The 19,214-nt window shown below is 62.1% G+C and carries 20 protein-coding genes; 14 read left to right on the plus strand and 6 right to left on the minus strand.

Annotated elements, in window-relative coordinates; translation table 11 throughout:
• Positions 1–15: 15 nt before the first annotated feature.
• From PSH81_RS24785 to PSH81_RS24820, 8 genes are all read left to right on the plus strand, one after another.
• Positions 16–1,938, plus strand: a complete 1,923-nt coding sequence (locus PSH81_RS24785) for a putative nucleotidyltransferase substrate binding domain-containing protein (RefSeq protein ID WP_305391645.1) — start codon at positions 16–18, stop codon at positions 1,936–1,938.
• Positions 1,935–2,642: a PolC-type DNA polymerase III gene (locus tag PSH81_RS24790; RefSeq protein WP_305391646.1), complete on the plus strand. Its 708-nt coding sequence runs from the start codon at positions 1,935–1,937 to the stop codon at positions 2,640–2,642. The genes PSH81_RS24785 and PSH81_RS24790 overlap by 4 nt, the downstream gene beginning before the upstream one ends.
• Positions 2,643–2,741: 99 nt before the next feature.
• Positions 2,742–3,260 carry an RNA polymerase sigma factor gene (locus PSH81_RS24795; protein WP_226454483.1) on the plus strand — a complete coding sequence of 173 codons (519 nt, stop codon included), beginning with the start codon at positions 2,742–2,744 and terminating at the stop codon, positions 3,258–3,260.
• Positions 3,257–4,225, plus strand: a complete 969-nt coding sequence (locus PSH81_RS24800) for a FecR domain-containing protein (RefSeq protein WP_226454484.1) — start codon at positions 3,257–3,259, stop codon at positions 4,223–4,225. Before PSH81_RS24795 ends, PSH81_RS24800 begins: the two co-directional genes overlap by 4 nt.
• 217 nt (positions 4,226–4,442) lie before the next feature.
• Entirely contained in the window at positions 4,443–6,872 is a 2,430-nt protein-coding gene (locus tag PSH81_RS24805) for a TonB-dependent siderophore receptor (RefSeq protein WP_305391647.1), read from the plus strand.
• Between the two features lie 63 nt (positions 6,873–6,935).
• Entirely contained in the window at positions 6,936–8,030 is a 1,095-nt protein-coding gene (locus tag PSH81_RS24810) for a PepSY domain-containing protein (RefSeq protein ID WP_305391648.1), read from the plus strand.
• Positions 8,027–8,209, plus strand: a complete 183-nt coding sequence (locus PSH81_RS24815; protein WP_305391649.1) for a hypothetical protein — start codon at positions 8,027–8,029, stop codon at positions 8,207–8,209. Before PSH81_RS24810 ends, PSH81_RS24815 begins: the two co-directional genes overlap by 4 nt.
• Before the next feature lie 145 nt (positions 8,210–8,354).
• The gene (locus PSH81_RS24820; protein ID WP_305391650.1) at positions 8,355–8,984 is read left to right on the plus strand and encodes a glutathione S-transferase N-terminal domain-containing protein; all 630 of its coding nucleotides are present in this window, start codon (positions 8,355–8,357) and stop codon (positions 8,982–8,984) included.
• A gap of 175 nt (positions 8,985–9,159) precedes the next feature.
• Here PSH81_RS24820 and creD read toward each other — a convergent pair whose 3' ends face one another.
• The 4 genes from creD to PSH81_RS24840 are packed head-to-tail and all read right to left on the minus strand — an operon-like array spanning position 9,160 to position 13,202.
• A complete protein-coding gene (gene creD / locus PSH81_RS24825) occupies positions 9,160–10,533 on the minus strand; it encodes a cell envelope integrity protein CreD (RefSeq protein ID WP_305391651.1) in 1,374 nt (457 codons plus the stop codon).
• 51 nt (positions 10,534–10,584) lie between these two features.
• The gene (creC, locus tag PSH81_RS24830; RefSeq protein ID WP_305391652.1) at positions 10,585–12,024 is read right to left on the minus strand and encodes a two-component system sensor histidine kinase CreC; all 1,440 of its coding nucleotides are present in this window, start codon (positions 12,022–12,024) and stop codon (positions 10,585–10,587) included.
• On the minus strand, positions 12,024–12,692 hold the full coding sequence (gene creB, locus PSH81_RS24835; RefSeq protein WP_226454490.1) for a two-component system response regulator CreB: 669 nt from the start codon (positions 12,690–12,692) through the stop codon (positions 12,024–12,026). Before creB ends, creC begins: the two co-directional genes overlap by 1 nt.
• A 9-nt stretch (positions 12,693–12,701) precedes the next feature.
• Positions 12,702–13,202: an ATP-dependent zinc protease gene (locus tag PSH81_RS24840; RefSeq protein ID WP_192299853.1), complete on the minus strand. Its 501-nt coding sequence runs from the start codon at positions 13,200–13,202 to the stop codon at positions 12,702–12,704.
• 174 nt (positions 13,203–13,376) lie between these two features.
• Here PSH81_RS24840 and PSH81_RS24845 point away from each other — a divergent pair, with 174 nt between their 5' ends.
• The gene (locus PSH81_RS24845) at positions 13,377–14,264 is read left to right on the plus strand and encodes an acyltransferase (protein ID WP_226454491.1); all 888 of its coding nucleotides are present in this window, start codon (positions 13,377–13,379) and stop codon (positions 14,262–14,264) included.
• Here the strand turns inward: PSH81_RS24845 and PSH81_RS24850 are convergent.
• Entirely contained in the window at positions 14,261–14,833 is a 573-nt protein-coding gene (locus tag PSH81_RS24850; RefSeq protein WP_192299855.1) for a DUF2780 domain-containing protein, read from the minus strand. The genes PSH81_RS24845 and PSH81_RS24850 overlap by 4 nt on opposite strands.
• Before the next feature lie 151 nt (positions 14,834–14,984).
• Here PSH81_RS24850 and PSH81_RS24855 point away from each other — a divergent pair, with 151 nt between their 5' ends.
• The 5 genes from PSH81_RS24855 to PSH81_RS24875 all read left to right on the plus strand — a co-directional run bounded on the left by PSH81_RS24855 (position 14,985) and on the right by PSH81_RS24875 (position 17,909).
• Positions 14,985–15,611: an RNA polymerase sigma factor gene (locus PSH81_RS24855; RefSeq protein WP_226454493.1), complete on the plus strand. Its 627-nt coding sequence runs from the start codon at positions 14,985–14,987 to the stop codon at positions 15,609–15,611.
• Entirely contained in the window at positions 15,608–16,285 is a 678-nt protein-coding gene (locus PSH81_RS24860) for an anti-sigma factor domain-containing protein (protein WP_305391653.1), read from the plus strand. The genes PSH81_RS24855 and PSH81_RS24860 overlap by 4 nt, the downstream gene beginning before the upstream one ends.
• Positions 16,286–16,370: 85 nt before the next feature.
• Positions 16,371–16,829, plus strand: coding sequence for an anti-sigma factor domain-containing protein (locus tag PSH81_RS24865; protein WP_226454495.1), 459 nt, complete (start codon positions 16,371–16,373; stop codon positions 16,827–16,829).
• Between the two features lie 141 nt (positions 16,830–16,970).
• A complete protein-coding gene (locus PSH81_RS24870; protein WP_305391654.1) occupies positions 16,971–17,549 on the plus strand; it encodes a hypothetical protein in 579 nt (192 codons plus the stop codon).
• The gene (locus PSH81_RS24875; RefSeq protein ID WP_192299858.1) at positions 17,550–17,909 is read left to right on the plus strand and encodes a hypothetical protein; all 360 of its coding nucleotides are present in this window, start codon (positions 17,550–17,552) and stop codon (positions 17,907–17,909) included.
• A 42-nt stretch (positions 17,910–17,951) separates the two neighbouring features.
• Here the strand turns inward: PSH81_RS24875 and fdhA are convergent, their stop codons facing one another.
• Positions 17,952–19,151, minus strand: a complete 1,200-nt coding sequence (fdhA, locus tag PSH81_RS24880) for a formaldehyde dehydrogenase, glutathione-independent (protein ID WP_305391655.1) — start codon at positions 19,149–19,151, stop codon at positions 17,952–17,954.
• Positions 19,152–19,214 lie beyond the last annotated feature (63 nt).

Consider the following 19,214-nt stretch of genomic DNA (forward strand, 5'->3'; position numbering starts at 1 on the left):
ATTGCGGTCACTGTTATGAGTAAAGCTGATGCCTTCGCCCAGGCGGGGAAAACTGCCGTACTACAGAATATCCACGGCACCTTGCAGTTCCTGCAGCGCTTCCCGCCGTTCAACCAGATGGAAAACGCCCACCTGGCGTTTCTGGTGGAGCAATGCCAACTGCGCTTCTTCGGCCCCGGCGAGAGCATCCTCAAGCCGTCGGGTGGGCCCGTCGAACACTTTTACATCGTCAAGCAAGGCCGCGTGGTCGGCGAACGCCCGGATTCAGCCGAAACCACCTTCGAAATCACCACCGGCGAATGCTTCCCCCTCGCTGCCCTGCTGGGTGAACGGGCTACCCGCACCGAGCATAAAGCCGCCGAAGACACCTTCTGCCTACAGCTGAACAAACCGGCGTTTATCAAACTGTTCGCGCTTTCCAGCCCGTTTCGCGACTTTGCCCTACGCGGCGTGAGCAGTCTGCTGGATCAGGTCAACCAGCAAGTCCAGCAAAAAGCCGTGGAAACCCTCGGCACCCAATACTCCCTGAACACCCGCCTCGGCGAGTTGGCCATGCGCCACCCGGTGACATGCAGCCCCACCACGCCGCTGCGCGAAGCGGTGACGCTGATGCACGAGCAGCAGGTCGGCAGCATCGTGATCATCGACGAGCACAAGGCGCCGCTGGGGATTTTCACCCTGCGCGACCTGCGTCAGGTGGTGGCCGACGGCACCAGTGATTTCAACCAGGCCATCGAACGCCATATGACCCAGGCGCCGTTCTATCTGACGCCAGACCACAGTGCATTCGACGCCGCCATCGCCATGACCGAGCGACATATCGCCCACGTCTGCCTGGTCAAGGAGCAACGCCTGTGTGGCGTGGTATCCGAGCGCGACCTGTTTTCCCTGCAACGGGTAGACCTGGTGCACCTGGCCCGCACCATCCGCAACGCGCCCCGGGTCGACAACCTGGTGGCGATTCGCGGCGAGATCGGCCAGTTGGTCGAGCGCATGCTGGCCCATGGCGCGTCGTCCACCCAGATCACCCACATCATTACCCTGCTCAACGATCACACCGTGTGCCGGGTGATCGAACTGACCCTGGCCGAAAGAGGCGACCCCGGCGTGCCCTTCAGTTGGCTGTGTTTTGGCAGCGAAGGCCGCCGCGAACAGACGCTGTATACCGACCAGGACAACGGCATCCTGTTCGAGGCCAAGGACGCCGCCGAAGCCGCGCAGATCCGCGCCCAGCTGTTGCCGTTGGCGCAGCAGATCAACCAGAGCCTGGCGCTGTGCGGCTTCAGCCTGTGCAAGGGCAATATCATGGCCGGCAACCCCGAGCTGTGCCTGTCGCGGGCCGAATGGGCGCGGCGTTTCGCGGCGTTTATCCGCGAGGCGACCCCGGAGAATCTGCTCGGCTCCAGTATTTACTTCGACCTGCGCGTGGTGTGGGGCGATGAACGCGGCTGTGAACAACTGCGCCAGGGCATTCTCGATCAGGTTGGGGATAACCGGCTGTTCCAACGCATGCTGGCCGAGAACGCCTTGCGCCAGCGTCCGCCCGTAGGACGTTTCCGCGACTTTGTGCTCACACGCAAAGGTGGCGAAAAGGCCATGCTGGATCTCAAGGTGCAGGGCCTCACGCCTTTCGTCGACGGTGCGCGCCTGCTGGCCCTGGCCAATGGCATTCACGCCAACAACACCCTGGAGCGCCTGCGCCAACTGGTGCTCAAGGAAATCATCGAGCCGCTGGACGGCGCCGCCTATGAGGAGGCATACCACTTCATCCAGCAGACCCGCATGCAGCAGCACCAGTTGCAGACGCGGGAAAACCAGGCATATTCCAACCGCGTCGACCCCGACAGCCTCAACCACCTGGACCGACGCATCCTGCGCGAATCCCTGCGCCAGGCCCAACGCCTGCAAAGCAGCCTGACATTGCGGTATCAGCTGTGAGTTTGTTCAGTTGGCTGCGTGCGAAAAAGCCTGGCCTCGACAGCGCGCAACTACAACGCCTGGCGCAACTGCCAGAGCCCGCGACGCTGGGCAATAACACGTTGCGCACGCAACGCTGGGTGGTCGTCGACCTGGAAACCAGCGGCCTGAACCTCAACCGTGATCAGGTGCTCTCCATCGGGGCGGTGGTGATCGAAGACGGTGCGGTGGATTTCTCGCAGATGTTTGAACGCACCCTGCAACGGGCCGAGACCAAACTCAGCCCCAGCGTGTTGATCCACGGCCTCGGCCCCAGTGCAATTGCCGCTGGCAGTGATCCGGTCGAAGCGCTGCTGGATTTCATGGCGTTTGTCGGCGACAGCCCGTTGCTCGCGTTCCACGCGCCATTCGATCAACACATGCTGTGCCGGGCGCTCAAGGACAGCCTGGGTTACCGCCTGACCCACCCGTTCCTCGACGTGGCCGACATCGCCCCGCTGCTGTGCCCCGAAGCGCATATCCGCGAGGCCGGGCTGGACGACTGGATCAGCCACTTCAATTTGCAGGTCGGCGAACGCCACCACGCCAGCGCCGACGCCCTGGCCACGGCCGAGTTGATGCTCATCTTGTTCAGCCGAGCGCGCCAGCAGTTCATCGACACGCCCCACGCCCTGCAAGAGCGTTTGAGCCAATGGAAACGGCGTAAACAAGCGCCATCGTTTTAATGGCACCACCCGACAGACGCCAATTGCGTCCACCCTACGGCTCTGACACAATCGCGAATAATTCTCGTTATTTTAAACGTTTTGTTTGCCAGGTGATCCTTGTCGTCGATCCAGACCCCACGCAGTGAGCTTGTTGGCGCGTTGTATCGCGACCATCGCGGCTGGCTGCTGGCCTGGCTGCGACGCAACGTAGCCTGCCCGAGCCGCGCCGAAGACCTGAGCCAGGACACCTTCATGCGCCTGCTCGGCCGTGACGAGTTGCGCGAACCCCGCGAACCACGGGCGTTCCTGGTGGCCATCGCCAAGGGCCTGTTGTTCGACTACTTCCGCCGCGCCGCACTGGAACAGGCCTACCTCACCGAACTGATGCTGATCCCGGAAAGCGAACACCCCTCGCCGGAAGAACAGCAACTGATCCTCGAAGACCTCAAGGCCATCGACCGCCTGCTCGGCAAGCTGTCGAGCAAGGCCCGCGCCGCCTTCCTGTATAACCGCCTCGACGGCCTCGGCCACGCCGAAATCGCCCAGCGCCTTGGCGTGTCGGTGCCTCGCGTGCGCCAATACCTGGCCCAGGGCATTCGCCAGTGCTACATCGCGCTGTATGGCGAGCCGCAGTGAACACGATCAGCTCCAAACCGGTGTCGTCCCGCGTGCTGGACGCGGCGATTGCCTGGCAACTGTCCCTCGATTCCGGCGACGGCAGCGCGGTTGAGCGCGAAGAGTTCGACAAATGGCTGGCCAGCGACGAAGAACACGCCCGCGCCTGGCGCCAGTTGGGCATGCTCGACCAGCGTTTCAGCGCCGCCTCGGGCCCGGCGCGGGTGGCGTTGTTGCAGTCCCGCGAGGGCATTCGCCAGCGGGTGCGCAAGCTCGGCAGCGGGCTGGCAAGCATCGCGCTGGTCATCGGCCTGGCGTTGTTCGCCGGCGAGCGCTACGTACCGATCCACTATTGGCTGGCCGACCAACGCACCGCCACTGGCGAGCAGCGCACGCTGAAGTTGCCGGACGGCACGCTGATCAACCTCAACACCCACAGCGCCATCGACGTACGCTTCGATGAAAAGCGCCGGCTGATTGTGTTGCAGGACGGCGAAATCCTCGTCGAAACCGGCCACAACGACGCGCGGCCGTTCTATGTGCAGACCCGCGACGGCAGCCTGCGGGCGCTGGGCACGCGGTTTATCGTCAAGCGCGAAGACCACGCCACGCGCTTGAGCGTGCTGCAATCGGCCGTCGGCGCCCAGCCCGAAACGTCGCCGCACGAACAGGTGTTCAAGGAAGGCCAGCAAGTGCTGATGCGCAGCGACGGGCTGGGCCCGACGCTGGCCGTCACCCCGGCTACCGACGCCTGGACGCGCGGCATGCTGGTGGTGGACAACGCACGCCTGGGGGATGTGATCGAGGAACTCAGCCGTTATCGCACCGGGCACCTGGGCGTGGATAACAATGTGGCCGACCTGCGGATCACCGGCAGCTTCCCGCTGCATGACACAACCCTGGCGTTGAATGCGCTGCTGCCGACGTTGCCGGTGCAGATCGAGCAGCATACGCCGTGGTGGGTGACTGTCAGCGCCAAGCCTTAGGTTCTGTAGTGCCTGGCCGATTGCTTTCGCGAGCAAGCCCGCTCCCACATTCGACCGCGTTCTACCTGAACGAATGCGGTCAAGTGTGGGAGCGGGCTTGCTCGCGAAGAGGCCCCCAAGAACAGCGCAAAAAAATAATTACACCCAGCCCTATCACTTTTCGATTCTCGTTCGGCACCTAGGCAATTGAGAAATATTTCCATTCAGGAGCCGCCCCATGTCCCGCACGCTAGACACCCTGCTGCGCCCCAGCCTGTTAGCCGTGGCCATCGCCCTCGGTACCCCGCTGGCCAGCCCCTTGCTGATCGCCGCCGAACAGGCCTCCAGCGTGCGTGCCTACAACCTGCCGGCGGCGCCCCTGGCGGCCACCCTGAACCAGATCGCCAGCCAAGCGGGCCTGGCCCTGACCCTCAACCCGGCGCTCGCCGCCGGCAAGACCTCGGCCCCGGTCCAAGGCCAGTTCGATGCACAAGGTGCACTGCGCGAAGCCCTGCGCGGCACGGGCTTGCAGTTGGAACAGAGCAGCGCGGGCACGTACACGCTGGTGGCAATCCCGGAGGGTGTAGTGGCGTTGCCGCAGACCAATATCATTGGCCAAGGCAGCTATGAAAGCGCCTGGGGCCCGGTGGACGGGTATGTCGCAACACGCACCGCTGCCGGGACCAAGACCGATACCGCCCTGGTCGAGGCGCCGCGCTCGATTTCCGTCGCCACCCGCCAGCAGATGCAAGACCGCAACGTGCAGAACCTGGATGACGCGGTCAAATACATGCCCGGTATCGTCTCCGCGAGCTACGGCAGCGACACCCGCTACGACTGGATGCGCGTACGCGGCTTCGAACCGACCCAGTTCCTCGACGGCCTGCCACTGCCGCGCGGCGTCTACGCCAACCCGAAGGCCGAGACCTGGAACCTCGACCGCCTCGCCCTGCTGCGCGGCCCCGCGTCGTCGGTGTACGGCCAGACGCCACCGGGAGGCCTCCTGGACATGGTCAGCCGCCGTCCCAGCGAAGAATCGAGCCATGCCGTCCAAGTGCAATACGGCAGCGACAACTACCGCCAGATCAACTTCGCCAGCACCGGCAAGATCGACGATGAAGGCCAGTTCCTCTACGGCCTCAGCGGCGTGGTGCGCGATGCCGGCACTCAGGTCGATCATATCGATAACAAGCGCTACAACATCGCCCCCAGCCTGACCTGGAACGTCGACCCCGACACCAAACTGACCTTGCTCTCGCAGTTCACCCGCGACGATACCGGCACCACCAGCCAGTTCATGCCGATCCAGGGCACCAAGATCAAATCGCCGCTGGGCGAAGTGTCCCATCACAAGAACCTGGGCGACCCGGACTACGAGTTCTACGACCGTACCTACTACGCGCTGGGTTATGCCTTCGAACACCGTTTCAACGATACGTGGCAGTTCAAGCAGAACCTGCGCTACACCAAGTCGGAATTATCGTTCCAGCAATTGACTGTGGGCTCCTATGCCTATTCGCCGGCGGATGCCGCGGGCAATATCAGCCGTTCGACCACCAATGTGGACGAGAACATCGGCCAGTTTGCGGTGGACAACAACTTCCAGGCCGACTTCGCCACTGGCGACGTGATCCACACCTTGCTGCTGGGCCTGGACCACCAGCGTACCGATACGTCCTACCGCGCGATTTACGGCACCGCTTCGGGTATCAACATCTTCAACCCGGTCAATACCACGCCGACGGTGCGCCCGACCGACGTCCGGCCGTTCTACGACTACAACCAGAAAACCGTGCAGACCGGCCTCTACGTACAGGACCAGATGGCCCTGGACAAATGGCGCCTGACCCTGGGCGGGCGCGAAGACTGGGTGCATCAGGCCACCACTTACTTCAACGACAGCGATGCGACCAACACCGACCGCATCAAACACTTCAGCGGCAACGCAGCGCTGAGCTATGTGTTCGATTCCGGCTTCGTACCGTACTTGTCCTACGCCGAATCGTTCCAACCGGCGAGCAACGCCGATACCAGTGCGGCCAAGACCTTCAAACCGACCGAAGGCAAACAGTGGGAAATGGGCGTCAAGTATCAGCCGCCCGGTTCCAACACGCTGCTGACGGCGGCGGTCTACGATCTGACCCAGAAGAACGTGCAAGTGACCACCCTTGGCGCTGGCAACCAGCAGATCAACAGCCAGACCGGCGAAGTGAAGGTCAAGGGCCTGGAGCTGGAAGCCGTGTCTGACGTGACCGAGAACCTCAAGGTCATCGCCGCTTACACCCTGGCCAAGTCCGAGGTGCAAAAAGGCATCTACAAAGGCAACCGCCTGACCTTGATGCCCAACCAGCAAGCCTCGCTGTGGACTGACTACACGTGGCACACCGGCCCACTCGATGGTTTCGGCGTCGGCTTTGGCGCGCGTTATACCGGCAACACCTATGGCGACCAGGCCAACACCTGGCTGGGCAAGGCCAACGCCTACACCGTGTTCGACGGTTCGGTGCATTACGACCTCAGCCGCCTGGACAACGCCCTCAAGGGCGCATCGGTGAAGCTCAACGCCACCAACTTGTTCAACAAGGACTACCTGTCGACCTGCGACGCCAATTATTGCTACTTCGGTGACCAACGCAGCGTCGTTGCCAGCGCCACCTACCAGTGGTGATCGGCTGAGTTAACAGCCGGGCCGCCCCCAGTGGGCGGCCTCGGCATGTCTGAAGGCTGGAAAATGAAAAGCACTACCATCCGCCGTTGGTCCTTCGTCCACACCTGGACCAGCCTGATCTGCACCGTATTCCTGCTGCTGCTTGCCCTCACCGGCCTGCCGCTGGTGTTCCACCACGAGATCGACCACCTGCTGGGCAACGAGCCGGCGCTGGCGCAGATGCCCGCCGATACGCCGCAGCTCAACCTCGAACAGCTGGTGGCCAAGGCCCAGGCCCATCGCCCCGGCGAGGCCATGCAGTACCTGGCCTGGGACGAGGACGACCCAAACGGTGTGATCGCGATCATGGCCGCCACTGCCGGTACCGAACCCAATTCGTCGCACACCTTCATGCTGGATGCGCGTACGGGCGATGCGGTGCAGATGCCGTCGGCAAATGGCGGCTTCACCCTGTTTCTGCTGCGTCTGCATGTGGATATGTTCGCCGGGCTGCCGGGCAAGTTGTTGCTGGCGTTCATGGGCATTCTGTTTGTGCTGGCAATCATCTCGGGCACGGTGTTGTACCTGCCGTTCATGCGCCGCCTGAGGTTCGCCACGGTGCGCCACGACAAATCCACACGCCTGCGCTGGCTCGACCTGCATAACCTGATCGGCGTGGTGACCCTGACCTGGGCCCTGGTGGTCGGCGTCACCGGCGTGATCAGCGCCTGCGCCGACCTGATCATCGCCGCCTGGCGCCAGGACAGCCTCGGCGCGATGATCGAACCCTACAAAAACGCCCCGCCCTTGACCCAGCGCGCCCCGGCAACGGACTTGCTGACCATCGCCGCCAAGGCCGCACCGGGCATGCAGCCAGACTTTATCGCCTTCCCCGGCACGCGCTTTTCCAGCGAGCACCACTACGCGGTGTTCATGAAGGGCAGCACGCACCTGACCTCGCACCTGCTCACGCCGGTGCTGATCGACGCCAGCACCCTGACCGTCACTGCCATCGCCGAGCGGCCGTGGTACATGGACGCCATGGGCATGTCCCAGCCGCTGCACTTTGGCGACTATGGCGGCATGCCGATGAAGATTTTGTGGGCTGTGCTGGATGTGCTGACCATCATCGTGTTGCTCAGCGGGGTTTATCTGTGGATCGTCAGGCGCAAGACATGAAGCCAAGGCAGTCGAGTTTCTGGAAAGTGTTCGGGATTCCGCTGGGGATTGGTTTGCTCAGTGCGGCCGGGTTGTTTGCGGCGTTGCTGGGGGATGGGTGGTGGGATGCGTTGAGTTGGGTGGGGTTGGGGGTGCCGGCGGCGCTTGGCACTTGGGGGTTGTTTAAGCGGCGTAGCTGATGGCGCTTTCGCGAGCACGCCCGCTCCCACATTCGACCGCGATCCGCCTGACAAAATGGGGTCAAATGTGGGAGCGGGCTTGCTCGCGAAGAGGCCTTCAAAAACACCACAAATGCCTCTAGGCTAGCCGCTGCCATCTTGAGGAATGCCCATGCCCACCATGACCCTGTTCCACAACCCCGCTTCCCCTTTCGTGCGCAAGGTCCGCGTGCTGCTGATCGAAACCGGCCAGCAGGACCGCGTGGCGCTGCAAGCCACCCTGCCGACGCCGGTCCAGCCCGACCTGCAAGTGGTGCAAGGCAACCCCGTGGGCAAGATCCCGGCCCTGCGCCTGGCCGACGGTTCGATGCTGCACGACAGCCGGGTGATCCTCGATTACCTCGACCACCAGCACGTCGGCAACCCGCTGATCCCCCGCGACGGCTCCGCCCGCTGGCGCCGCCTGACCCTGGCCTCAATAGCCGACGGCATCATGGATGCCGCCGTGCTGGTGCGCTACGAGACCGCGATGCGCCCGGTGCAGAAGCACTGGGACCAGTGGCTGGATGAGCAGCGCAACAAGATCCGCCGCAGTGTCGCCGAGTTGGAAGCCGAAGCGATTGCCGAGTTGGCCAGCCATTTCGACATCGCCGCGATAAGCGTGGCGTGTGCCTTGGGTTATCTGGACTTCCGCCACCCGGACCTGCAATGGCGCCTCGACAACCCGCAGCTCGCCGCCTGGTACGCCGAGGTCAGCCAGCGTCCGTCGATGCTTGAAACCCAACCTCCCGCCTAACCCCCACCGACATTCCCCTGTGGGAGCGAGCTTGCTCGCGAATGCGGTCTATCAGTAACGGATTCATTGACTGACCCACCGCTTTCGCGAGCAAGCCCGCTCCCACATTGTCCAGTGGCATGGTTGAGGAAGTTGACTAGCCTCGCCTTCATCTGCTGATCTTCCCTTAACCCAATCATTGCACCGCCCCCAGATCAAACTGCAACGGCTCCACCACCTTGCGCTTGCCCACGCCATACCAATCCAGTTTGCGCGTCAGCACCATCACCGTGCCCAGCAACCCAAACAGCAACAGCGAGCCCATCAGCAGCGCGTAATCCTCGGCACTCAACAGCCCGTAGAGCAAGGCATACAACGCCGCCAACCCCGCCGAAAACCCCAGCCCGTGGCTGACGCTGCGCAGCACATGGCACACGTAGAAACCGATCAACAACACGCAGGCACTCGCCGAGATCAGGTAAGCCAGGGCAAAGCCGATGTGCTCGGACAACGACAACAGCAGCAGGTAGAAAAACGCCAGGGCAAAGCCCACCAACGCGTACTGCACCGGGTGCACTGCCAGGCTCTTGAGCACTTCAAACAGAAAGAAGCCGGCAAAAGTCAGGGCGATAAACAGCAGCGCATATTTGATCGCGCGGTCGCTCTTGAGGTACTGGTCCACCGGGTCGATGAAGTTGACGCCGAAGCTGCGGTTGTTGAAGTCCTTGCAGCCCTGCCCGTCCAGGCAACTTTGCAGCGCTTGCTCAAGGTTGGTGGAAAAGAATGAGGTCTGCCAGTTGGCGCTGAAGCCCTGATCGGTGACGTCACGCTGGGCCGGCAGGAAGTTGCCGATAAAGCTCGGATGCGGCCAGTTGGAGGCGAGTGACACTTGGCTGACCTTGCCCACCGGCACCACTTGCAGTTGTTCGGTGCCTTGCAGGCGCAGGTCGAAAGCGAAGGTCACGACATAAGGTTTTTTACTGTCCTGCTCCGGCAGCGCCACGTGCACGCCCTCGCCCAGCCAGTCGACTTGGGAGCCCGGTTCGAAGTCCAGGCGCTGGCTGCCCAGTTCCAGTTTCAGCGAGTTCTCGATGCCACGAATATCGCTGATACCCACCGCCAGGAACGCCGGTTCAAAGCGGTAGTCGGCAAAGTCTTCGGTGATGCCCAGTTGTGCCGGCAGTTCGAAATGCCCGCTGATACGGTTGTCGGCATGGAACAGCCGCGCCTGGTAGATGCCACGGGCGCGCAGTTCGGTCTGCACCTTGCCGTCGAGTTCGAAGCTGTCTGGCAGGAAGTACAAACGGCCGCGCTCTTCACGGGTGACTTCGTAGCGTTTGTTGAGCTTTTCATTGAGCTTCCACTCGCGCACAGTCTTGCGGTACGGCACCACCATTAACGGGCCAGTCAGACGCTGGCTGTAGCTGGAGCTGCGGGCGATGTCATCCAGCACGGCATCGCGAGTGTTTTGGCGATCGCCGATGATGCCGTTGATCATCAGCAGTGGAATCAGCAACACCAGCATCAGCAGCGCAATCGCGCCAAGTTTGAAAAGCAGACTGCGGTTCATGGGACTCTCCCTGTTTTGATGGGGAGAGTCTGGGCAGCCTGTGTGGGAGATTTATGTGGGCACTGTGGAGACTGTGTGGAGATGCAGCACCACGTTCACCCCACCTTGCACATTGCCGATCTGCAACGCGCCGCCGTGCAGCTTCATCACTTCTTCGACAAAGTTGAGGCCCAGGCCGGTGCTTTTGCGCCCGCTGGCCGGGCGTGGCAGCGAGTAGAAACGCTCGCTCAGGCGCGGCAGGGCGTAGTCGGGAATCGGTGCGGCCTGGTTGAACAGGCTGACGTGCACAGCGTTGTGCTGCACCTGCGCGCTGAACCGCAACACCCCACCGGGCGGGGTGAAGTCCAAGGCGTTGTCCAGCAGGTTGCCGAGGGCCTGGCGCAGCAGGAAGGGTTCGCCATACACCTTCACATCCGCCGTTATCCGTTGCTCGACATGCAGGCCCGCGCCTTCGATCCGCGCACATTGGGCCTTGAGCACGTCCTCGACCATAGTCGCCAGCGGAATCTGCGCCTGCTCTTCCAGCCCCTGGCGTTGCTCGACTTGCGCCAGGTTCAGCAGGCGTTCGATCAACTGCTGCAAGCGCGCGCTTTCGCTGTCGATATTGCCGACAAAGCGCTGCTGCTGCTCGCGGCTCATGTCGCCCTGCAACAGCTCCGCCGCGCCGCGAATCGCCGCCAGCGGGCTTTTCAGTTCGTGGGTCAGGGTGTGCACGTAATGTTCGACGTAGGCCTTGCCCTCCAACTGCGTGCGCATGTGCTCCACGGCGGTGGACAGCTGCTTGAGCTCGCCGCCCCGGTAATGCGGCAACTCGGCCCGCCGCCCCTCGCTGACCGCCTCTGCGTAGGCCGTGAGCCGACGCAGGGCCACGCTCAGCCACCACGACAGCAACGCCCCGAGCAACAGGCCCAGCACCACCAGGCCGGCGCCGTACCACAGCAAGCGCCGCTCGGTGCGGTCCACATAGGGCTGCAACGAACTGTTGGGCTTGGCCACGGTGACCACGCCGATGATCTGGCCGTTGTCGCGGATCGGCGCACCGACGTGCATCACCGACGACGCGGCGTCATCCGCTGCGCTGCGGGTGGAACGGGCGCCATACTCGCCGCGCAGGGTCAGGTACACGTCGTTCCATTTGGAGTAATCCTGGCCCACCGCTTCGCCCGTGGAGTCGAGCAGCACGATGCCCTTGGCATCGGTCACGTAGATGCGGTGGTTGACCTGGTTTTTCGGCAGCCCCCAGATGGTCGCCCCTGGCTGGCGGTTGCCATAGGCCTTGAGCAATTCGGGCCAGTGGCTTTGACCAAGGGTGCCGTTTTTCACGTCATCGCGCAGGATCTCGGCGAGCAGGTTGGCGGTGTCCACCAGGGTTTCCTCGGTGGACTGACGCACGCCGGGGCGGATTTCCTTCATCACCGTGCTGAGCACGAAATAACCGGTCAGGCCGATAAACAGCGCGTACACCAAGAAGATCCGCAGCCCCAGGCGCATCAGCTGTGGCTCGGGCTGTAGCTGTAGCCGAGGCCGCGATGGGTCTGGATCGGCTCGGCCTCGGCGGCGACGCTGCGCAACTTGCTGCGCAGGCTTTTGATATGGCTGTCGATATTGCGTTCGTAACCGGCATCCGCGGCCACGCCGACCGCGTCCAACAATTGTTCACGGCTGAACACACGCTCGGGCTGTTCCAGCAGGCTTTGCAACAAACGGAATTCATGCCGCGTCAGGCTCAGGGGCTGGCCGCGATAGTTGATCTGCATGCGTTCCAGGTCCACCTGAAACACCGCCGGCGCAACACCGGGTCCTACACGCTTGAGGATCGCCCGCACCCGCGCCGCCACTTCCCGCGGGCTGAACGGCTTGACCACATAATCATCGGCGCCGATTTCCAGACCCACCACCCGATCGATCTCGCCGTCACGGGCACTGAGGAACATCACCGGCACTTCACTGAAGCGGCGCAATTGCTTGCAGGTTTCAAAGCCGGTGATGTCCGGCAGGCCGATGTCGAGGATGATCAGGTCAGCCGGGGTCTGGCGCTGATAGGCCAGCGCCTCCTGGCCGAGGCTCAGCCAGGTGGTGGTGAAACCCTCGCCTTGCAGGGCGAACAGCAGCGTATCGGCTATCGCCGCTTCGTCTTCGACAATCAGGATGTGGGGCATGGGGCTCTGTCAGCAGTCCGGTTTGTCGGCAGTGTAACGACGGGCCGGGTTTACCGCAGCGCCGAATTCACGCAGGGCCTTGGCACCGATCAGCAGCGGGTAGTTGAAGCTGCTGCGGTCGGTGAGGTTGACCTCGACGGTGCGCTTGACGTTGCCCAGGCACATTTCCAGGTCGATCACCGGGCGCTTGGCCACGGCGGGTTCGTCCTTCTCGTCATCTTCGTCGGCGCGGCTCTTGATCTTGCTGATCCGCGCGACCTTGTGCTCGTAGACTTTGTCCGACGCATCCTTGCCGCCGAGGCGGAAACGCACCCAGTCATCGCCATCGCGCTGGAAGGTTTCGATGTCACGGGCCGACAGCGAAGCGGTGAGCGCACCGGTGTCCATCTTGGCCTTGAAGGTTTGGCCGATCTCCGGCAACTGGATGTATTCGTAGCGACCGTAAAGGGTCGGTTCAGCAGCCATGACCGGCAAGGCAACCAGGGCAAGCGAGGCAAATAGAAGTTTCACGAAGGCATGTCCTCGGAAAGAAGTAGGCGGATTCTAGACCGCACGCGCGGCACTTAGTTAGCTCTGCCGAACCATACCCGGCACATTGTGAAACATTCGTCCGATACTTTGCGATTTGGTCTCTAGACTCAGCTCTCTTATCATGGCCCGCCCACAAGATCCCAAGAGTTGCTTATGCGCCGCCTGCTCACCGGCTGTCTGGTCACACTGCTGCTATTGCTCAACACCCTGGTCCTGATCGGTCCGTTGATGGTGTTTGCCCTGCTCAAGCTGGTCGCCCCTGGCCGTTCTCGCGACTCTATGTCCTGGGCGGTGATGTGGATCGCCGAGACCTGGGCCGAGATCGACAAACTGATCTTCGCGCGCTGCATCCCCACCCGCTGGGATATTCGCGGCGGCGACGACCTGCGTCGCGACACCTCCTACCTGGTGATCAGCAACCACCAATCCTGGGTGGACATCCCGGCGCTGATCCAGGCCCTCAACCGGCGCACGCCGTTCTTCAAATTCTTCCTGAAAAAAGAGCTGATCTGGGTGCCGTTCCTCGGCCTGGCCTGGTGGGCGCTGGATTACCCGTTCATGAAGCGCTACAGCAAGGCGTTCCTGGCCAAGCATCCGGAACTGGCCGGGCAGGATCTGCAAATCACCAAACAGGCCTGTGAATTGTTCAAGCGCCAGCCGGTGACGGTGGTCAATTACCTGGAAGGGACGCGCTTCAACGAGGCCAAGCGCCAGCAGCAGGACTCACCGTTCAGACGCCTGCTCAAGCCCAAGGCGGGCGGCGTGGCCTTCGTGCTGGCGGCGATGGGCGAACAGTTGGACGCGATCCTCGATGTGACCGTGGTGTATCCACAGCAAAAGATTCCGGGGTTCTGGGATTTGATCAGCGGCGCGGTGCCAGAAGTGATCATCGACATCCGTACCCGTGAACTGGACCCGGCGTTGTGGCAGGGGGATTACGAGAACGATCCGGCGTTTCGCCAGACCGTCCAGAACTGGGTGAACCAGCTCTGGAACGAGAAGGATGCGCGCATCGAACAACTGCGCGCAGAGCGTTCTTAGCTGCCGGTGCCCCACGCCTGGGCCAATTTGCCCAGCAACGATTCGTTGGCACCCTGGCCGCCCAGGAACTGCAGGATCACTGGGGCAAACTGGCCGATCATGCCGCTGTCCATACCCAGGGCGCCGAACGCGGTGTTCAGGTCGTTGGTGCTCTTCACGTTACCCAGCAGGCCGTCCAGGCCGCTGGTCTTGCTGCCACCGGCCTGGCCGAGCATCCCGCTCAAGGCGCCGAGGCTGCCCAGGGCATTGTTGCCCGACAGCTGATCCAGGCCCGGCACGCTGTTGCCCAGTTGCGAGTAGTCATTGCCACTCAGCTTGTTCTTGGCCAGGCCGAGCATCGCGCCGGTGCCGCCAATGGCTTGCTCGGGGGTGATGTTCAGTTGCGAGGTCAGTGTGCTCAGCAAATCGGCCGTCTCGGACGACGGTGCGGCAGCGGCAGCCTTGTTGTTGCCACCTTGCATGCCGGAAATCGCATTGGCTGCATCGCCAAGGCTGAAGCCTGCGGCGAACACCGGGCCGGCTGCCAGGGTCATCAGGCAGGAAAGGGCGAAACCGCGTGAAATCTTCATTGAAACAACCTCTGGATGTAAGAGCTGAAAGCATGGGTTTGACTGACTGTCCCGAAGGATTGTTCCCACATGGAGGTTAGTTCAGAAAAGGCTGCATCCGAATCCCCTGCCCTCGCGTATATCCACCATGCGCCGCCGCGAGTGAAATGGAATGAACGCACAAGCTGAACTACCCTTTGCCTACCGTGCGCAGTGCCGTCGACCTCGTTCACGAGCCTGGAGATGCCTTATTTCGATCAACGACGCTGATCCGTTGTGCGCCTTGCTGGCCCGATGTGCCGAGGGCAATCGCCAGGCGTTCGAAACCCTTTACCGCAGTGTTTCGCCGCGCTTGCACGGCGTTGCCTTGCGGTTCATGGGGCGCCCGGACCTGGCCGAAGAGGTGCTGCAGGAAGCCTTCGTGCGGATCTGGTACAACGCCTCGCGCTACGAGGCCCACCTAGCGGCGCCGATGACGTGGATGGTCAACATCACCCGTAACCTGGCCATCGACCAACTGCGCAAACACCGCGAGCAACCCCTGGCCGACGGCCAGCAGGACGCCCTGCTCGATGACGGCCCCAGCGCCCACGAGCAACTCGACCGCGAACGCGATACCCATGCACTGAACCGCTGCCTCGACAGCCTTGACGGCATGCAGCGTCAATCGATCAGCGTGGCCTACTTCAAGGGCCTGTCGTGCGCAGAGCTGGCCGCGCACATGGCGGCGCCGCTGGGCTCGGTCAAATCCTGGATCCGTCGCGGCATGGAGCGCCTACGCAGGTGCCTTGAATCATGAACTACCAAACCACGACCCTGCGCCGCGCCCTCGCGGCCGACTACGCCATCGGTCTGATGCCCGCGACCGCGCGTCGGCGCTTTGATGGGTTGCTGCTGGAAGATCCCGCGCTGCGGGTCGAGCTCGGCCATTGGCAGGACGCCCTCGCCACGCTGAGCGGCGAGCTGCCGGAACACCCGGTGCCGGATCACGTTTGGGCGGGCATCCAGGCGCGCATCGAACCGCAGGTGCTGCATATGCCGGCGAAGAAAGCGTTCAGGATCAGTTGGCGCTTGCTCGCGGCCGCTTGCGTGCTGGGCGCGGCGCTGCTGGTGGGCGTGCTGTACCCCCGCGATCCAGGCGTGACGTACGACGCCACCCTGGTCAACGCCAGCCAGCAACCGGCATTGCGGGTGCAGGCGGTGGGTGACCGACTGCAGGTCGAGCCCCTGGCCCTGGCCGCCGTGGAACCGGCGCGTGCCCTGCAACTGTGGGCGATTCCCGCCGGTGGCAAACCGATTTCACTGGGCTTGGTACCCACAGCGGGTAAAGGTCAAATCCAGCTGAGCAACGCACAAAAAGCCCTGCTCTCCACGCCACTGACCTTGGCCGTGAGCCTGGAGCCACAAGGCGGCTCACCGACCGGCCAGCCCACTGGCCCAGTGCTATATCAAGGCAAATTGGCATCACTTTAGCGAAGATCACGGGCGATGGGTTCAGGAACCCATCGTCCTGCACAAGGTCCATGAGTTGACTACAAAATTTGTCAGGAAGAGACCTATGACTACGATCGACCCCCAAGTGATTGAGCACAAACCCTCATTCTGGAACGGCCCGCGTCTGTTCGTGGGCGCCTGCCTTGTGGTGCTCGCTGGTATCGGCGGTGCCCTTTACACCCAAGACTCGGTCAAATCCGCCGCGACCCTGGTGACCACGACCCAGCAGCCCGCTGCGCAGATCATGGCCCACAAGGACTACCTGGAAGTGCAACCGATTGCCGCCGCCACCCCTGCGCCAGACCAGAGCCTGGAACTGTGGGCAATCCCCGAAGACGGCGTGCCAGTGTCCCTTGGCCTGTTGCCGGAAGACGGCAAAGGCATCATCGGCCTCAACCCGCGCCAGCAAGAGTCGATCAAGAAGCCGGTCACGCTGATGGTGAGTTCGGAAACCAAAGGCGGCTCGGTGAGCAAACAACCGACAGGCCCGACGGTGTACCAAGGGGCGTTGGCCAATCGCTGATCCTTCCCACACTGCCATTGTAGGCACGAGCGGACACTTGAGTAGTCCGCTTCTGAAACGTTAACCATGCTCCAGTTAGCGTCTTACTCCATCTGTGGCGCCTTCTTATAGTCGTGCGCCACAATCTTGGAGGTGTACGCGATGCAAGGACCCTACGCATTCATCAACGAAAGGCCTCAGCCTTATCCACTGCTCAAACTAAGCCTGTCACTCAACCTGCACACGCACACAAAGTTCGATTTCCTCAATCAGCACATCCGCAACACCGTGGTGTTGCCTGGGCAGTTGGTCATTATCGGAGATAACCGAACAGCGTCCTGCACGGCAGAAGAAGCGCGATTGATGCGCTCAGCCGAAAACATCAAACACTCGTTATTGGCGCACTCTGCCGTCGATCAATTCTTGGTCAAAAACTACGATCAACTACAAGTAATCATGTCCCTGGCCTCTCTTGGCATTGTCAGCACCAGTGGTGCCTGGAGCAATCACCTGGCAAAGCTCGAGAAAACGCTCAAGGACATCGATGATTTGCATAAGCAGTACTTGAGAAAGGGCACCCTGGCGGCAAGAGATGAGTTCTTGTTTAAACGCAGGGAACTCGCCGGCGCCTTGGCATGCGCAATTGTAGGTGGTGCAGCAGGCGGACTGGTCGGTGGCAAGGTGGGGAGCGAGTTGGGGGAAAGTACTGGAAGATTTCTCTTCAAGACTGTGAGGGATTAGATGTTCATTGAATACATCGGCATCTGCTCGGGGGCCATCATGCTACTTAGCTTCCCGCTGATCTTTTACGCCATGTTCAAAAAACTCGATGCTGCAGAGCGCTATGTGGACTGCAGCGCCTATATCATCGTGCACAAGAGTGCACTTCGTAATGCTCCCTTTGAAGGGCGGCCCTCTCGTCTCGTCGCCATGGCGCTCATCATTCTAGTTCCCACACTATTTCAATGGAGGCATTTGGTACGTGTTGAGGATGTCGAAAAAATACCTGCGCATCTCAAGTACTGGATGGTCATACCCACCCTGATCAGCTTCATCTCTTTCATCAGTATGTGTATCAGCTGGTTGTTTATAAAAAACTGACCCATGAGATAAGGGCGACCCTGAGTCGCCCTTATCTGTCGATTACGCCGCGCTGAACAGCTTGTGCGGGTCGATCACAAACTTCTTCGGCACGCCTGCGTCAAACTCGCCGTAGCCTTTTGGCGCGTCGTCCAGGCTGATGACCTGCACACCGACGATCTCGGCGATGTTGATACGGCCCCACATGATCGCTTGCATCAGCGCGCGGTTGTACTTCATCACCGGGGTCTGGCCGGTGTGGAAGCTGTGGGATTTGGCCCAGCCCAGGCCGAAGCGGATGCTCAGGCTGCCCATTTTCGCGGCGGCGTCGACAGCACCCGGATCTTCGGTGACGTACAGGCCCGGAATACCGATCTTGCCCGCCACGCGCACCACGCCCATCAGCGAGTTGAGCACCGTGGCCGGGGCTTCCGCCTTGACGCCGTCGTGCCCATGACCACGGGCTTCGAAGCCCACGCAGTCGACTGCGCAATCCACTTCAGGCTCGCCCAGCAACGCGGCGATCTGTTCATGCAGCGGCGTGTCCTGGGACAGGTCGACAATTTCAAAACCCTGGGCCTTGGCGTGGGCCAGGCGGATGGTGTTGACGTCACCGATGATCACCACCGCCGCGCCGAGCAGGCGGGCAGACGCGGCAGCGGCCAGGCCGACCGGGCCGGCACCGGCGATGTACACGGTGCTGCCAGGGCCAACGCCGGCCGTGACGGCGCCGTGGTAGCCGGTTGGCAGGATGTCGGAGAGGCAGGTCAGGTCGCGGATTTTTTCCATGGCCTTGTCGCGGTCCGGCAGCTTGAGCAGGTTGAAGTCGGCGTACGGCACCAGCACGTATTCGGCCTGGCCGCCGGTCCAGTCGCCCATGTCGACGTAGCCGTAGGCCCCCCCGGCACGCGCCGGGTTGACGGTCAGGCACACGCCGGTGTGTTGCTCTTTGCACGAGCGGCAGCGGCCGCAGGCGACGTTGAAGGGGACGGAAACCAGGTCGCCGATCTTCAGGTTCTCGACGTCGCTGCCCTTCTCGATCACTTCACCAGTGATCTCGTGACCGAGCACCAGGCCGGTCTGGGCGGTGGTACGGCCGCGCACCATGTGCTGGTCGGAGCCGCAGATGTTGGTGGAGACCACGCGCAGGATGACGCCATGCTCGATCTTCCTGCCACGGGGGTCCTGCATTTTGGGATAGTCGATTTTCTGTACTTCGACCTTGCCGTTGCCGAGATACACGACACCACGATTACCAGACATGCTTTCACCTCGCTGTTGTTTTTATGGAACTGCGTTGCCCTTTGGCTGGGCAGCGCGTTTAAG

This window comes from Pseudomonas sp. FP2335 (assembly GCF_030687535.1).
In the GTDB taxonomy this organism is placed as follows: Bacteria; Pseudomonadota; Gammaproteobacteria; order Pseudomonadales; family Pseudomonadaceae; genus Aquipseudomonas.

Coding starts and splice junctions, on each gene's coding strand:
- PSH81_RS24785 (WP_305391645.1), top strand. CDS start 16: ATGAGTAAAGCTGATGCCTTCGCCCAGGCGGGGAAAACTGCCGTACTA.
- PSH81_RS24805 (WP_305391647.1), top strand. CDS start 4,443: ATGTCCCGCACGCTAGACACCCTGCTGCGCCCCAGCCTGTTAGCCGTG.
- PSH81_RS24810 (WP_305391648.1), top strand. CDS start 6,936: ATGAAAAGCACTACCATCCGCCGTTGGTCCTTCGTCCACACCTGGACC.
- PSH81_RS24815 (WP_305391649.1), top strand. CDS start 8,027: ATGAAGCCAAGGCAGTCGAGTTTCTGGAAAGTGTTCGGGATTCCGCTG.
- PSH81_RS24820 (WP_305391650.1), top strand. CDS start 8,355: ATGCCCATGCCCACCATGACCCTGTTCCACAACCCCGCTTCCCCTTTC.
- creD (WP_305391651.1), bottom strand. CDS start 10,533: ATGAACCGCAGTCTGCTTTTCAAACTTGGCGCGATTGCGCTGCTGATG.
- creC (WP_305391652.1), bottom strand. CDS start 12,024: ATGCGCCTGGGGCTGCGGATCTTCTTGGTGTACGCGCTGTTTATCGGC.
- creB (WP_226454490.1), bottom strand. CDS start 12,692: ATGCCCCACATCCTGATTGTCGAAGACGAAGCGGCGATAGCCGATACG.
- PSH81_RS24845 (WP_226454491.1), top strand. CDS start 13,377: ATGCGCCGCCTGCTCACCGGCTGTCTGGTCACACTGCTGCTATTGCTC.
- PSH81_RS24850 (WP_192299855.1), bottom strand. CDS start 14,833: ATGAAGATTTCACGCGGTTTCGCCCTTTCCTGCCTGATGACCCTGGCA.
- PSH81_RS24855 (WP_226454493.1), top strand. CDS start 14,985: ATGAACGCACAAGCTGAACTACCCTTTGCCTACCGTGCGCAGTGCCGT.
- PSH81_RS24860 (WP_305391653.1), top strand. CDS start 15,608: ATGAACTACCAAACCACGACCCTGCGCCGCGCCCTCGCGGCCGACTAC.
- PSH81_RS24865 (WP_226454495.1), top strand. CDS start 16,371: ATGACTACGATCGACCCCCAAGTGATTGAGCACAAACCCTCATTCTGG.
- PSH81_RS24870 (WP_305391654.1), top strand. CDS start 16,971: ATGCAAGGACCCTACGCATTCATCAACGAAAGGCCTCAGCCTTATCCA.
- PSH81_RS24875 (WP_192299858.1), top strand. CDS start 17,550: ATGTTCATTGAATACATCGGCATCTGCTCGGGGGCCATCATGCTACTT.
- fdhA (WP_305391655.1), bottom strand. CDS start 19,151: ATGTCTGGTAATCGTGGTGTCGTGTATCTCGGCAACGGCAAGGTCGAA.